Source organism: Alteromonas sp. DYW1 (genome assembly GCF_059752595.1).
Map to the genome: position 1 here is coordinate 1,046,663 of NZ_CM186038.1, position 13,983 is coordinate 1,060,645.

The 13,983-nt window shown below is 47.2% G+C and carries 14 protein-coding genes and 1 pseudogene; 11 read left to right on the forward strand and 4 right to left on the reverse strand.

The genetic code is table 11. The annotated features are described in order from the left end of the window. The 3 genes from AC121Z_RS04630 to AC121Z_RS04640 are packed head-to-tail and all read right to left on the reverse strand — an operon-like array spanning nucleotide 1 to nucleotide 2,161. On the reverse strand, nucleotides 1–1,056 hold the full coding sequence (locus AC121Z_RS04630; protein ID WP_498127092.1) for a potassium channel family protein: 1,056 nt from the start codon (nucleotides 1,054–1,056) through the stop codon (nucleotides 1–3). 8 nt (nucleotides 1,057–1,064) lie between these two features. Continuing rightward, nucleotides 1,065–1,745 carry a PspA/IM30 family protein gene (locus tag AC121Z_RS04635; RefSeq protein ID WP_498127094.1) on the reverse strand — a complete coding sequence of 227 codons (681 nt, stop codon included), beginning with the start codon at nucleotides 1,743–1,745 and terminating at the stop codon, nucleotides 1,065–1,067. A gap of 17 nt (nucleotides 1,746–1,762) precedes the next feature. Next, on the reverse strand, nucleotides 1,763–2,161 hold the full coding sequence (locus AC121Z_RS04640; RefSeq protein ID WP_498127096.1) for a YjfI family protein: 399 nt from the start codon (nucleotides 2,159–2,161) through the stop codon (nucleotides 1,763–1,765). Between the two features lie 191 nt (nucleotides 2,162–2,352). Between AC121Z_RS04640 and AC121Z_RS04645 the strand changes: the two genes are divergently transcribed. From AC121Z_RS04645 to secF, 6 genes are all read left to right on the forward strand, one after another. Continuing rightward, the gene (locus AC121Z_RS04645) at nucleotides 2,353–2,616 is read left to right on the forward strand and encodes a DUF6471 domain-containing protein (protein WP_498127098.1); all 264 of its coding nucleotides are present in this window, start codon (nucleotides 2,353–2,355) and stop codon (nucleotides 2,614–2,616) included. 218 nt (nucleotides 2,617–2,834) lie between these two features. Then, a complete protein-coding gene (gene queA / locus AC121Z_RS04650) occupies nucleotides 2,835–3,869 on the forward strand; it encodes a tRNA preQ1(34) S-adenosylmethionine ribosyltransferase-isomerase QueA (RefSeq protein ID WP_498127100.1) in 1,035 nt (344 codons plus the stop codon). 66 nt (nucleotides 3,870–3,935) lie between these two features. Further along, nucleotides 3,936–5,048, forward strand: a complete 1,113-nt coding sequence (tgt, locus tag AC121Z_RS04655) for a tRNA guanosine(34) transglycosylase Tgt (RefSeq protein ID WP_498127102.1) — start codon at nucleotides 3,936–3,938, stop codon at nucleotides 5,046–5,048. Nucleotides 5,049–5,071: 23 nt separating this feature from the next. Then, entirely contained in the window at nucleotides 5,072–5,407 is a 336-nt protein-coding gene (gene yajC, locus AC121Z_RS04660; protein WP_100656418.1) for a preprotein translocase subunit YajC, read from the forward strand. Between the two features lie 43 nt (nucleotides 5,408–5,450). Further along, on the forward strand, nucleotides 5,451–7,295 hold the full coding sequence (secD, locus tag AC121Z_RS04665) for a protein translocase subunit SecD (protein WP_498127104.1): 1,845 nt from the start codon (nucleotides 5,451–5,453) through the stop codon (nucleotides 7,293–7,295). An 11-nt stretch (nucleotides 7,296–7,306) separates the two neighbouring features. After that, nucleotides 7,307–8,248, forward strand: a complete 942-nt coding sequence (secF, locus tag AC121Z_RS04670; protein ID WP_498127105.1) for a protein translocase subunit SecF — start codon at nucleotides 7,307–7,309, stop codon at nucleotides 8,246–8,248. Between the two features lie 116 nt (nucleotides 8,249–8,364). Here the strand turns inward: secF and suhB are convergent, their stop codons facing one another. Beyond that, on the reverse strand, nucleotides 8,365–9,138 hold the full coding sequence (gene suhB, locus AC121Z_RS04675; RefSeq protein WP_498127107.1) for an inositol-1-monophosphatase: 774 nt from the start codon (nucleotides 9,136–9,138) through the stop codon (nucleotides 8,365–8,367). Nucleotides 9,139–9,351: 213 nt separating this feature from the next. Here suhB and trmJ point away from each other — a divergent pair, with 213 nt between their 5' ends. From trmJ to rlmN, 5 genes and pseudogenes are all read left to right on the forward strand, one after another. Next, nucleotides 9,352–10,110, forward strand: coding sequence for a tRNA (cytosine(32)/uridine(32)-2'-O)-methyltransferase TrmJ (trmJ, locus tag AC121Z_RS04680; RefSeq protein ID WP_498128149.1), 759 nt, complete (start codon nucleotides 9,352–9,354; stop codon nucleotides 10,108–10,110). Nucleotides 10,111–10,124: 14 nt separating this feature from the next. After that, nucleotides 10,125–10,955, forward strand: a complete 831-nt coding sequence (cysE, locus tag AC121Z_RS04685) for a serine O-acetyltransferase (RefSeq protein ID WP_498127109.1) — start codon at nucleotides 10,125–10,127, stop codon at nucleotides 10,953–10,955. Between the two features lie 26 nt (nucleotides 10,956–10,981). Continuing rightward, nucleotides 10,982–12,136: pseudogene (locus AC121Z_RS04690) on the forward strand (IscS subfamily cysteine desulfurase); the annotation flags it as partial. A 117-nt stretch (nucleotides 12,137–12,253) separates the two neighbouring features. Beyond that, on the forward strand, nucleotides 12,254–12,685 hold the full coding sequence (ndk, locus tag AC121Z_RS04695) for a nucleoside-diphosphate kinase (RefSeq protein WP_498127111.1): 432 nt from the start codon (nucleotides 12,254–12,256) through the stop codon (nucleotides 12,683–12,685). Nucleotides 12,686–12,750: 65 nt separating this feature from the next. Continuing rightward, nucleotides 12,751–13,929: a dual-specificity RNA methyltransferase RlmN gene (gene rlmN, locus AC121Z_RS04700; protein ID WP_498127113.1), complete on the forward strand. Its 1,179-nt coding sequence runs from the start codon at nucleotides 12,751–12,753 to the stop codon at nucleotides 13,927–13,929. Nucleotides 13,930–13,983: the final 54 nt, after the last annotated feature.

Sequence of the window (13,983 nt, forward strand, 5' to 3'; positions counted from 1 at the left end):
TTAACCCTCAGTAACTAGCCGTTGCCAATCCACTGACGCAATCCGTTTTTCCGCAATATAAAACAGCTTATCGCCGCCGGATACTGACTCGCTTAGAACGGGATTAACGCGCATTTGGCGATAGTCGCCTTGCGGCGCATAACCAATGAAAATCGCTTCGTATTGCCTTTTCAGGTTAATGAATATAGCTTCTAATGAGAGTTCGGTCACGCTGCTTGGTACGGTGACTGAGTACTGGGCTTGGCCTTCCTGTACATCCAATAAATCGTGATGCAATACACTGGAGCCAGGATCAAACGCTGACTTTGCGAGCATTTCCACTGCCACGCTAGGGGTGCACTCTACATTTGGGCAATGCTTTTCTAACAGCTTAGACAGGTTTTCATCGTGAAAATAGGCAACCAAATGCGCATTGGGATTACGCTGAGCACAATACAGTGCGGTGGTCATCGTCACGTCATCTAAAGGGTTGTCGATAATGATCGTTTTCGCATTTGCGACACCGGCACGATCCATTTCATCGTTATTAAACGACGCTACTTTGACAAACTCGATTTCGCCGGGCAACGGATTATTAACCTCGGCTCTTACACATAACACGATATCAGGCGCATCGCTTGAGTCGGCGCGCTCTTGCAGCAACAATTTGAGTAATTGTAAGGTTCGGTTGTCGTTCCAACCGATAACCAGAATGTGATCCTGAACGTTGAGACTTTTCAAACCTAATACTCCTTTTTGCCATTGGCGCGAAACCCAACTTGCAATGCGGCCCACAACCATCGCAAAAATACTTAATCCTAAAGGAATGATGTAGAAGGCGACGATCATTTTGCCCGCAGGTGTCACCGGCGAATAATCGCCATAACCCACAGTAGAGCCAGTTACGGCTAACCAGTAAATGAAATCATGCGCACTTAACAGCGCCGTTTCGTCAGCCAAATAGAGTAGGCACCAACTACTGATGGCATAAAATACTAACACCAAGGCGATGGTATACCAGCGCGCCTCGGCGAAGTATTGCAGCATTACTTTGCGGACTTTACCCCACAAATTCATAGCAGCCTCTATTGGCCAAGAATACGGCTTAACTCATCATCTGCTGAGCTTTGCCCGCCCTTGATACCGGCAGCTGCAAGGCGCTTTTCTAAGTCGTCGGAAGATTCACTACTCGCCAGTTCTTCTGCCGCCTCTAGCTCAGCATTACGCAAGGTTTGACGCTCTTGGATACGTTGCAATGACTCGGTCGCCGTTTTCATTTTGCTGTTCGCACCCATGTGTCTTGAAGAAACCGCGACCTGCGCTTTTTGCACTGACTCAGTGGCTTTCACCATATCGACCTGTTGCTCCAAGCGGCGTAAATTAGCTTTTGCTTGTGAGATGTTTTGGGCAAGCTGAGTTTCCGATTTCTTAAATTGGTCGAGATAGCTCTGTTCGGCTTCACGTTCAGCTTTTAGATCAGAGACTTTCTGCGCACAATCCAAGGCCAGTTGACGGTCGGTGTCGACTGCTTTACGCGCATGCTCTTCGTACTGTGCAATGCTCGCATCCAGACTATCGACTTTTTGTTGAGCGAGTTTACATTTCGCTAAGATTTGCGTTCGCGCGTGGTCGGATTTACGCAATTCCTCTTTAGCCTCACGGATCTCTTGCTCAAGAATACGAATTGCTTGACTGTCTACAACTGACTGCGCCGCTTCTGTGGCACCACCTTTTACGGCAGTGACTAATTTTCGCCATACTGACATACGAATCTCCTGACTGATTAAACGCTTACACTGAGGTGAGATTGATAGGCATCGAGGAATCCTGCTACGTTTTGAAACAGGGTCTCAATCTCGATCAACACGCTTTCAGCTTTTGATTGTGCACTTAACGACCCAAATGCGGTGTAATAATCATCCTCGCCCACCGTGGAAATTCCGACGGTCGTCAAAGGAAAAATCATATGGGTGCGCAATATCTCATCATTGAGGACGGCAGTATCAGTCACCTCAGAAACCGCAAAGAGTAAACTTTCGACTAAAATTTGCTCACCACTAATGGCTAACCAAGCGTCAATACCATCTTCGTTAGCTATCAATAAGCAGTGTTCTTCCTGTGTGACTACATATTGACCCTGCTCAGCAAGCAGTTCTGTCAGTTGTTGCAAGTTCCAACTCATTCACTTTCTCCAGTTACTGTGGACTATGTGTATACTCTACCCTTATTCGTGAAATAAGACTACGTCCAGGGTGTCGCTTAATGCACGCTGAAAAGTGTAGTCATTTGGTGCCGATTGTGTCAATATTAATTTTCAACAAAAGTAGCAAATATGATTTATTTGTGAATTATAATTTACATTTGTGAGGGTTTATGACGGCGAAAACGAATGCCCTTTGGCGTATTGCATTACAGCGCGTGATCAAAATGGAAATGTCCAAGCGGGACGTGACTTATCAGGCGTTGAGTGACCGCCTTGACGTCATTGGGATCCAGCAAAGTGCGGACAATTTACGCAACAAAATTAATAAAGGTATTTTGGGCGCTGACCTTTTGTTACAAATTATGTCAGTACTTAATGTCCGCGCGCTGGACTTCGAGAGTGTGGCAGAAATTCTCGACGATATTCAGCACTAAAAAAAGCTCGCCGAGGCGAGCCAATAAGGAAGTTAGGAGAACAACACTGTCTGTTTACAACATGGAAGAAGTGAAGTTGGTCATAGATTAACCAGAAACGACGAAATTATCGATGCAAGAAGGGTATCAAAAACGCATTGCAGGTATTAGAAATGATACGTAAGATCCGCGCTCTAAATTACCCACTTCAACATCCTCAGCGCAATGAGTGAATACCTATGAAATTGTCAGACTTCTATTTTGAGTTACCAGAGCATTTAATCGCAAAGTATCCAACACCGGATCGCACCGCCAGCCGGTTGCTGCAGTTGAATGGTCAAACTGGTGAGGTTAAGCACGGTAAGTTCATGGATATTTTAGCGTTATTGAAGCCTAACGATTTGCTGGTATTTAATAATACCAAGGTTATTCCCGCACGCTTGATGGGGCAAAAGGCGACAGGCGGTCAAGTCGAGGTGTTGATCGAACGCATTTTAAAAAGTCACACAGCGCTGGCGCATGTGCGTGCAAGTAAAGCACCGAAGCCCGGCACCCGCTTAAGGCTGGAAGGCGCAATCGAGGTTGAAGTGATAGGCCGCCAAGACGCGTTATTTGAACTGGAGTTTAAAGGCGGCGACTCAATTTTAGCGATGCTCGACCAATATGGGCATATGCCGTTACCGCCATACATTGACAGACCCGATGAAGATTCTGATAAAACCCGCTATCAGACTGTTTATGGTGAGAAACCAGGGGCGGTTGCTGCGCCCACTGCAGGTTTGCACTTTGACGATGCAACACTAGCAGCGCTGCGCAACAAAGGGGTTAAGTTAGCCTTTGTAACGTTACATGTGGGGGCGGGCACCTTTCAACCGGTTCGTGTGGAAAACATTGAAGACCATCAGATGCATGCTGAATATGCTGAAGTTCCCGAGGATGTGGTCGCAGCAGTCAAGGCAACCAAAGCTAACGGTGGGCGCGTAGTTGCGGTAGGGACTACATCGGTACGTTCATTGGAAACAGCGGGAAAGAGCGGCGAAATAGCGCCATTTTTTGATGATACCAGTATCTTTATTTATCCTGGCTATCGCTTTAATGTTGTCGACGCCATGATCACTAATTTTCATCTTCCGGAGTCGACCTTAATGATGTTGATTAGCGCATTCGCTGGGCGCGATCACGTTATGTCTGCATACCAACAAGCCATTGACAATGAATACCGCTTTTTCAGTTATGGTGATGCAATGTTTATTGAAAAAGCGGATAACACATGACCTTCTTGAGATAACTGGTATAATCGCGCCCCAAATTTTTGCAATAACACAGTTGTCGGAATATTCATGCAGTTTAAACTGTTAAACACTGATAAAGGCGCACGGCGCGGCCAATTAGTGTTCGAGAGAGGCGTCGTCGAAACACCCGCCTTTATGCCGGTTGGTACTTACGGTACAGTCAAAGGCATGACGCCAGAAGAGCTTGATGCTTCTGGCGCACACATTTGTTTAGGTAATACTTTTCACCTCATGTTACGCCCGGGCACTGGGATCATCCGCCAGCACGGCGATTTACACGACTTTATGCATTGGCAAAAGCCGATCCTAACCGATAGTGGCGGTTTTCAAGTATTTTCTCTTGGAGATTTACGCAAGATCACCGAAGAAGGGGTGACATTTCGCTCGCCGATCAATGGTGAGAAAATCTTGTTAACACCAGAAAAATCAATGGAAGTGCAACGCGATTTGGGCTCTGACATTGTGATGATATTTGATGAGTGCACACCGTATCCTGCGACAGAGCAAGAAGCCCGATTATCCATGGAGCTCTCTTTACGTTGGGCGAAGCGCAGCAAAGATGCGCATGGTGATAGTTCATCGGCATTATTTGGGATTGTGCAAGGCGGCATGTACGAAAATCTGCGTGATGTCTCGTTAGCGGGCTTAATGGATATCGAGTTTGATGGTTATGCGATTGGTGGTCTATCCGTGGGTGAACCCAAAGAAGACATGATCCGCATCATTGAACACACCGCACCACAAATTCCGGCCGATAAGCCGCGCTATTTGATGGGCGTTGGTAAACCTGAAGATATTGTAGAGGCCGTCAGACGAGGTATCGACATGTTTGATTGTGTTATGCCAACCCGGAATGCACGCAATGGACACCTATTCGTGACTGAAGGTGTTATTAAGATCCGCAATGCTGCGCATAAAACGGATACTGCACCACTCGATGAAAATTGTGATTGTTACACTTGTAAAAATTATTCTCGTGCATACTTACATCACTTAGATAAGTGCAACGAGATACTCGGTGCACGCTTGAACACTATCCATAATTTGCGCTACTACCAACGCGTGATGCAGGGATTACGCGATGCCATCGAAGCCAATGAACTCGATGCTTTCGTACAAGATTTTTACGCAAAGAAAAATATGCCGGTACCGGCGTTATAACAACAAATTAACTGGGGAACGTTATGAGCTTTTTTATTTCTGATGCACATGCGCAAGCAGCAGGTAGCCCACAAGGCGGCGGCTTTGAAATGATCATCATGTTGGTGGTTTTTGGTCTGATTTTTTACTTCTTGCTGTATCGCCCGCAAGCCAAGCGTGTGAAAGAGCATAAGAACCTTGTCGCTTCATTGAGCAAAGGCGATGAAGTACTTACTCAAGGTGGCTTGGTTGGTAAGATCACCAAAGTAAGTGAAGACAAAGATTTCATTGAAATTGCGCTCAATGAAACGAATAACATCGTGGTGCAGAAAGCTGCGGTAACCGCTGTTCTGCCCAAAGGAACGATGAAAGCTATTTAATTGAAATGAAGCCAGGCGTGCTTGGCTTCAAAGGAATGTTGTTGTGTTAAATCAAAATCCAATTTGGAAGACACTGCTGGTCTTGTTCGTCGTATTGGGCTGTGCACTATATGCATTGCCTAATTTATACGGTGAAGACCATGCGGTGCAAATTTCCGCTGGGCGCAATGCTCAGGTTACCGAAAGCATGGTTGAGCAAATCAACGCCACGCTAGAAGAAAATAATATTGCCAGCAAACGCATCGAATTTGCGAACGACCAAATATTGGTGCGAGTTGCCGATGGTGATGTGCAGCTCGTTGCTCGTGAAGTATTGCAGCAGGCCTTAGGTGATGATTACTTTGTTGCTATGAATCTAGCGCCAGATACGCCTGAATGGCTTTCCAGCATTGGTGGCGCCCCTATGAAGCTAGGTTTGGACTTGCGTGGCGGGGTACATTTTTTGATGGAAGTCGATATGAATTCGGCGATCGAAAAAGCCTTGGAGGATGCGCAAGGTGACTTCCGCACAGCATTGCGTGAGGAAGGTTTACGCTACCGTACGGTGCGCGCTATTGATAACGGCGTTGAAATTGTGTTCCGGGATCAAGAAACCTTAGACAGCGCTGAGTTTTTCTTGCGTAATCGCAATCGCGATTTAGTTTTCGAAGAAAAGAGCGACCTACGCATTGAAGCCACGTTCTCTGAAGCTCGCTTGGCTGAGATCCGCGATTACGCGGTGAAGCAAAACATCACGATTATCCGTAACCGGGTGAACCAATTAGGTGTTGCTGAACCATTGGTACAGAAACAAGGTGCCGATCGTATTGTGGTCCAATTACCGGGTATTCAGGATACGGCGCGCGCCAAAGAAATTCTTAATGCCACGGCAACGCTGGAGTTTCGTATGGTTGATCAGCGCAACGATATTCGTGATGCGCTGAATGGCCGTGTACCCGCCGGTTCACAATTGTTGGAAGACCGGAATGGCGTACCACAGTTGCTAGAAAAACGCATCATGTTGACTGGTAACCACATTATCGACGCCAGCAGTGGTGTTGATGAATACGGTATCCCGCAGGTCAATATCTCGTTGGATAGTGATGGCGGTAACAAAATGTCGCGGAACACGCGTGGCAATATTGGTAAGCCAATGGCGACAGTATTCATTGAATATAAGGCCACTGATGAGCGCGATGCGAATGGCAAGCTGGTGTTTGAAAAGCACGAAGAAGTCATCAACGTAGCCACTATTCAAGCGCAACTCGGTAGCAGTTTCCGTATCACTGGATTGGATTCTCCCAAAGAAGCCCGTGATTTGTCATTGCTGTTGCGTGCTGGTGCCTTGATAGCGCCTATTCAAATTGTTGAGGAGCGTACGGTTGGGCCAAGCCTCGGAAAAGAAAACATCGAGTTGGGCATGCAAGCCATTATGTGGGGCATGGTGTTAGTCCTCGCCTTTATGTTGGTGTACTACAAAGCCTTCGGTATTGTCGCGAATATTGCCTTGATTGGGAACGTGATCATGATTGTAGGTATTATGTCGATGATCCCAGGCGCTACCTTAACCTTGCCGGGTATGGCGGGGATTGTTTTGACAGTCGGTATGGCGGTTGATGCTAATGTGTTGATATTTGAACGGATCCGTGAAGAACTAGCTGACGGACGCAGTCCCCAGCAAGCGATCCATCATGGATTTGACAGTGCGTTCTCAACGATTCTGGACGCGAACATTACCACCTTTATTGCTGGTCTTATTCTATTTGCTGTGGGTACCGGTCCGATAAAAGGATTCTCGGTGACATTGATGATTGGTATTGCCACTTCGATGTTCACAGCAATCATTGTAACTCGCACTTTGGTTAACCTCATTTGGGGTGGTCGCAAAGTTAACAAATTGGCGATTTAAGGAGAATCATCATGCAATTACTTAAATTAGCCGAAACCGTGAACTTCATGCGCTTGCGCATGCCAGCGATGATCTTATCAACGATTTTGATCATTGGTTCTATTGTGGCACTCACCACCAATAAACTGAATCTAGGTCTAGATTTTACCGGTGGTACACTGATTGAGGTGGGTTATCCTAATGCAGCGAATTTAGAGCAAATTCGTGTGCAGTTAACGGATGCAGACTTTGGTGATGCGATTGTACAGAACTTTGGTAGTAGCCAAGATGTTTTGATCCGCATCGCACCGCGCGAAGGCGTCAACTCTGCGACTATCGGCGATCAGATCCTTGCTGCCTTGCGCGCTGAAGGTGACCAAGTCGATATGCGCCGCATCGAGTTTGTTGGTCCGAATGTTGGTGAAGAGCTGACAGAGCAGGGCGGACTGGCGATGCTAGTCGCATTGATATGTATTTTGATCTACGTTGCGATGCGCTTTGAATGGCGTTTTGCGTTGGGGTCGGTGGGTGCGTTAGCGCACGACGTGATTATAACCCTTGGCTTGTTTGCGGTGTTACAGTTAGAGTTCGACTTAACGATTTTAGCCGCAGTACTTGCGGTTATTGGTTACTCGCTGAATGACACCATCGTTGTGTCAGACCGTATTCGTGAGAACTTCCGTAAGGTGCGTAAAGGGACTCCAGAAGAAATCATTAATATCTCGCTGACGCAAACCTTGAACCGGACGATTGTTACATCGTTAACGACGGTACTGGTGCTCCTGGCATTGTTCTTTAAAGGTGGTGCATTGATCCATGGGTTTGCTACTGCGTTGCTATTCGGCGTGATTATCGGCACCTACTCGTCAATTTACGTCGCCAGTTCTGTGGCTTTGTCGCTAGGCATTAGCAAAGAAGACTTGATGCCAACGGAAGTTGAAAAAGAAGGTGAAGAGTTCGACGCAATGCCTTAGAGGTTTGTGAAGACATAAAAAAAACCGCTCTGACAGCGGTTTTTTTATGTCTGTATTTGGTGCTTAAGAGAAGCTGCAATATAGCACTTTTATATCGCACCCTCTCTAGGGTGTCACTATTTCAGATGTTTAACCAATTGCTGCACAACGCGAGGGCTACCAGCGACCATTTCGCCAGCGTATAGTGGATCATTGTTGCCTTTAAAATCAGTCACCAAGCCACCGGATTCACGCACTAAAAGTTCTCCAGCCGCGATGTCCCATGGCTGCACGCCACGTTCCCAGTAACCATCAAAACGGCCGGCAGCGACATATGCCATATCCAATGCTGCAGAGCCTGTGCGGCGGATGTCACCTGCAGCATTAAAAATACGCGTAAAGCTATCGTTGTAGTTGGCAAGCGTTTCCTTTTGTTTGAATGGAAAAGCGGTAGCCAAGATGGTCTGATCGAGATCTTTTTGCTTGCTAGTTCGAATGCGGTAACCGTTTAATTGCGCGCCAGCCCCTTTGCTTGCCGTAAATAGCTCGCCGCGGATAGGATCAAAAACCACCGCTTGATCTAAGCGGCCTTTATGCAATAACGCAATCGAGACGCAAAAGTGCGGAATGCCCTTAATGAAATTGGTAGTACCGTCGAGTGGATCAATAATCCAAGTGAAGGTTTCGTCGTTCCCTTGTTTACCTGACTCTTCGCCATAGAAGGCGTGGTCTGGGTAGGATTGCTTGATCTTACTGATGATGGCTTGTTCAGCTTCTTTATCAATGCGGGTTACAAAGTCATTTTTGGCTTTTGACTGTGTGTCGAGGTCGTCACGGTTTTCAAATCCGCGAGCAATAATATTTCCGGCCACGCGTGCAGCGCGCACCGCAATGTTGAGCATAGGATGCATTGTAGTCACCATCAGTTGTCAAAGAACAGAAAACGGTCCGCCAGGTAGCGTGACCAAAAAACGAGCGGATACTATCAGAACGGCGGTGTTTTGCAATCATTTAATCCATAAACTCCGGTTCTGAGATAAATCGTTTTGGCACTGCCAGTCCCATGTGAATGTGCTAAACTCCCGCCATTATTACTGGATTAATTGACGTATCGTAAAGGTTTTATGCTAGACAATATTCGCATCGTTTTGGTCAATACCTCACATACTGGCAATATCGGCTCCGCGGCACGGGCAATGAAAACCATGGGCTTAAGTCAGTTGGTATTAGTTGATCCGGTTTCGCCTCCAGACGGCAAGTCGTCGGCACTCGCAGCCGGTGCCGGTGATGTTTTAGCCGCGGCCAAAACTGTCAGTACTTTAGAAGAAGCGGTTGCTGATTGTGGCCTGGTAATTGGTACTTCAGCGCGTTCGCGCACACATTCATGGCCAATGCTAGAACCGCGGAGTTGCGGTGTGAAATTAATTTCGGAAGCGCAGAAATATCCGGTGGCGTTAGTGTTTGGACGTGAAAATAATGGCCTAACCAATGAAGAACTGCAGCAGTGTCATTTTCACGTGTGTATCCCGGCAAACCCTGAATACAGTTCATTAAATCTTGCTGCGGCGGTACAAACCTTGTGTTACGAAGTACGCATGGCTTATCTAGAACAAGGCTCTCATCCAAGTGTTGAAGAGGAGTATCCATTATCGGAAGACCTTGAACGCTTCTATACGCATCTCGAACAGTCGTTAATGAAAACGGGTTTTATCGTAAAAAATCACCCCGGTATGGTCATGACTAAATTACGTCGACTGTTTAATCGCGCGCGTCCCGAGTCTCTGGAATTAAACATTTTGCGCGGTATCTTATCGTCAATCGATAAATCTGTGTCGGTATCAACGCCAAGAGATACGAGTAAGCAATCCGCGGATGAGCGCTAAGGACTGGTGCGATTATGTTTGAGCGGATAAAAGAAGATATTGCTAGTGTGTTTCATCGCGATCCTGCGGCCCGCACAACGTTCGAAGTATTGACCAACTATCCTGGTTTACATGCGATCTGGATCCATCGTTTAAGTCATCGCTTGTGGCGGCGCAATTGGAAATGGTTAGCCCGCACGATTTCGACGTTTTCACGTTGGCTCACCGGCATTGAAATACATCCAGGCGCAACCTTAGGTCGTCGCTTTTTCATCGACCATGGGATGGGGGTTGTGATAGGCGAAACAGCAGAGATTGGTGATGATGTTACCTTGTACCATGGCGTGACGCTTGGCGGGACTACCTGGAAAAGTGGCAAACGCCACCCAACGTTAAAAAATAACGTGGTTGTGGGTGCCGGAGCCAAAGTACTTGGGCCGATCACGATTGAAGAAGGGGGCAAGGTGGGCTCAAACTCTGTAGTGGTGCGCGACGTACCCGCAGGGGCTACCGCTGTCGGGATCCCCGGGCGAATTATAAACGCTAAAGCCGATACATCATCTGCCAATCCCGTGGATAATGCGCGGCGCAGTAAAATCGCACAAAAATATGGTTTTGACGCTTATGCGGTCGCTGCTGACAATCCTGATCCCGTTGCCAATGCAATGGGGGTGATGTTAGAGCATGTCCACTTAATGGACGCGAAGGTTGAAGAGATGTGTGCGGCGATCCAGGTAATGGGAGGCAACGTGTGTACCAAGTCTCTGCATTCACTGACCGTCGATGATTTTGCCGAGACGGGTCTCAAACCCACGGTCAACCTTACCAAAGAGCAGGCTAAAGAAGCCTTCGATCCGCAAATATAGTCAATTGCGACAAAGAAGAGAGTAGAATGAGCACTGTTAAAACTCCGATTTATCTGGACTACGCGGCAACTACACCGGTTGATCCACGCGTAGCAGAACAAATGGTGCAGTGTTTAACTTTTGACGGCGTGTTTGGCAACCCTGCTTCACGCTCGCATAAGTTTGGTTGGCAAGCGGAAGAGCTGGTTGATATCGCGCGCGAACAAATCGCAGATTTAGTGAATGCGGACCCACGTGAGATCGTATTCACCAGCGGCGCAACAGAATCAAATAACCTTGCTATCAAGGGGGCAGTGTGTGCAAATCGGGATAAAGGCACACATATCGTCACTTTAGCGACCGAACATAAAGCCGTATTGGATACCTGCGAGCAGCTTGAACAGGAAGGTTGTGAGGTGACTTATTTGCAGCCGCAGTCCAATGGCTTATTGGATCTTGAACAACTCATTGCAGCGCTGCGCGATGATACGGTTCTAGTATCAGTGATGCATGTCAATAATGAGATTGGCGTTATTCAGGATATTGCCGCAATCGGCAAAATCTGTCGCGAGCGCGGGGTGCTCTTTCATGTGGATGCGGCACAAAGCACCGGCAAGGTGCCGATTGATTTGCAAAGTCTTGCAGTCGATTTAATGTCCTTTTCGGCACATAAGACCTATGGCCCTAAGGGCGTTGGTGCACTCTTTGTGCGCCGCAAGCCGAAAGTCCGTATTGCTGCCCAGATCCATGGCGGCGGGCACGAACGCGGTATGCGCTCAGGGACGTTAGCGACTCATCAGATTGTCGGCATGGGCGCAGCGTTTGAACTCGCTGGTCAAACAATGGCTGCAGAACAAGCACGCATTGCGCAGTTAGCGCAGCGTTTTTGGGAGGGAATTTCAACGCTCCCAATGGTGCAACTCAATGGCGACCAAGCAAACCGCTGTGCAGGCTATCTAAATGTGTGTTTTCCAGATGTTGATGGTGAATCGCTGTTAATGGCATTGGGCGATTTAGCCGTTTCTTCTGGTTCAGCCTGCAATAGTGCCACGGTTGCGCCGTCTTATGTGTTAAAGGCGTTAGGGCTTTCTGATGCAGATGCGTTAAGCTCCATCCGCTTTAGTATCGGGCGCTTCACCAGCGCAGCAGACATTGATTATGCCGTGGAATGTATCCAAAAAGTTGTTCCAAAACTGCGTGAGCGCGCGCGGGGGTAAAATCTCTTGGTGAATACTTGTTCAGCAACACTAGGCATTTGCGGCGTAATTGCATATAATCCGCCACCAAAATTTTATTAACCTATTTTTCGGAGATGGAGCATGGCTCTAGAACGTACTTTTTCAATCATCAAGCCTGACGCAGTAGCTAAAAATGTGATCGGTGCAATCTACAACCGTTTCGAAACTGCGGGCCTTCGCATCGTTGCTTCTAAAATGTTGCACATGAGCAAAGAACAGGCTGAAGGTTTCTATGCTGAGCACAAAGAGCGTCCTTTCTTCAATGCATTGGTTAACTTCATGACATCTGGCCCTGTGATGGTGCAAGTGCTTGAAGGTGAAAATGCGGTCGTACGTAATCGCGAAATCATGGGTGCAACAAATCCAGCTGAAGCGACTGCTGGAACTCTACGTGCCGATTATGCTGAATCAATCGACGAAAATGCGGTACACGGTTCAGATGCTCCAGAATCAGCAGCACGCGAAATCGCTTATTTCTTCTCTGAAGAAGAAATTTGCCCACGCACTCGCTAATTACTAGCAAGAATCGATAAAGGGAGCTTATCGCTCCCTTTTTGCGTATTCAATGAGGCCCCAAAATGTCAACTAGTGCAAACGTCGAAACTCAATCGGACTCTGTGCAACTGGCACAGCCAGAGCAAAAACGTGTTAACTTGCTAAATTTTAACCGTGCAGGTCTACGTGAATTTTTTGCCACTATAGGCGAGAAACCGTTTCGTGCCGATCAGCTGATGAAGTGGATTTATCAGCACGGCGAGCATGACTTTGACAAGATGACTAATTTAAACAAGTCATTGCGGGCTAAGTTATCAGCACAATGTGAAATCCGTGCGCCCGAAATCGCCTATCAACAAAATGCCACTGACGGAACCATAAAATTCGCATTGCGACTGGATGGTGGTCAGGAAGTGGAAACCGTTTGGATCCCTGAAACTGACCGTGCCACCTTGTGTGTATCATCACAAGTCGGTTGTGCGCTGGAATGTACTTTTTGTTCAACAGCGCAACAAGGCTTTAATCGCAACCTATCGGTTGCTGAAATCATTGGTCAGGTTTGGCGGGTTGCCACCACGTTAGGATTATCGAACGATAGCAGTAAACGTCCAATTACGAACGTGGTGATGATGGGCATGGGTGAGCCTTTATTGAACCTCAAAAATGTCGTGCCAGCCATGGACATTATGTTGGATGATTTTGGTTTTGGCTTATCCAAGCGTCGTGTCACGCTTTCCACTTCAGGGGTTGTCCCCGCACTCGATATGTTAGGTGATCAAATTGATGTGGCGTTAGCAATCTCACTCCACGCGCCCACCGATGAATTGCGCAATGAAATCGTGCCCATTAACAAAAAATATAATATCGAGGCGTTTTTGGCTGGGGTTCGCCGGTATTTAGCTAAGTCTAAAGCGAATCAGGGGCGGGTAACGGTTGAGTATGTGATGCTTAATCAAATCAACGATAGCACCGACCAAGCTCATCAACTGGCTAAAGTATTAAAAGATACACCCAGTAAAATCAACTTGATCCCGTTTAATCCCTATCCGGGCTCACCCTATACCTGTTCAAGTAATTCGCGTATCGATCGTTTTGCTAAAGTACTCATGAGTTACGGCTTTACTGTGGTGGTGAGAAAAACCCGTGGCGATGACATTGATGCAGCGTGTGGGCAGCTAGTCGGAGATGTGGTTGACCGCACGAAGCGACTGATGAAAAAGCAACAGAAAGGTCAACCTATCGCAGTAAAAGTTGCTGAATAGCCGTATTCACCGATTTTAACCCGATAAACCATTGTTATTGGCCGCTATTCTGAT

What these genes read in the sequence shown, in the direction of transcription:
- AC121Z_RS04630 (WP_498127092.1), bottom strand. Translation starts at nt 1,056, where the DNA reads ATGAATTTGTGGGGTAAAGTCCGCAAAGTAATGCTGCAATACTTCGCC.
- AC121Z_RS04635 (WP_498127094.1), bottom strand. Translation starts at nt 1,745, where the DNA reads ATGTCAGTATGGCGAAAATTAGTCACTGCCGTAAAAGGTGGTGCCACA.
- AC121Z_RS04640 (WP_498127096.1), bottom strand. Translation starts at nt 2,161, where the DNA reads ATGAGTTGGAACTTGCAACAACTGACAGAACTGCTTGCTGAGCAGGGT.
- AC121Z_RS04645 (WP_498127098.1), top strand. Translation starts at nt 2,353, where the DNA reads ATGACGGCGAAAACGAATGCCCTTTGGCGTATTGCATTACAGCGCGTG.
- queA (WP_498127100.1), top strand. Translation starts at nt 2,835, where the DNA reads ATGAAATTGTCAGACTTCTATTTTGAGTTACCAGAGCATTTAATCGCA.
- tgt (WP_498127102.1), top strand. Translation starts at nt 3,936, where the DNA reads ATGCAGTTTAAACTGTTAAACACTGATAAAGGCGCACGGCGCGGCCAA.
- yajC (WP_100656418.1), top strand. Translation starts at nt 5,072, where the DNA reads ATGAGCTTTTTTATTTCTGATGCACATGCGCAAGCAGCAGGTAGCCCA.
- secF (WP_498127105.1), top strand. Translation starts at nt 7,307, where the DNA reads ATGCAATTACTTAAATTAGCCGAAACCGTGAACTTCATGCGCTTGCGC.
- suhB (WP_498127107.1), bottom strand. Translation starts at nt 9,138, where the DNA reads ATGCATCCTATGCTCAACATTGCGGTGCGCGCTGCACGCGTGGCCGGA.
- trmJ (WP_498128149.1), top strand. Translation starts at nt 9,352, where the DNA reads ATGCTAGACAATATTCGCATCGTTTTGGTCAATACCTCACATACTGGC.
- cysE (WP_498127109.1), top strand. Translation starts at nt 10,125, where the DNA reads ATGTTTGAGCGGATAAAAGAAGATATTGCTAGTGTGTTTCATCGCGAT.
- ndk (WP_498127111.1), top strand. Translation starts at nt 12,254, where the DNA reads ATGGCTCTAGAACGTACTTTTTCAATCATCAAGCCTGACGCAGTAGCT.
- rlmN (WP_498127113.1), top strand. Translation starts at nt 12,751, where the DNA reads ATGTCAACTAGTGCAAACGTCGAAACTCAATCGGACTCTGTGCAACTG.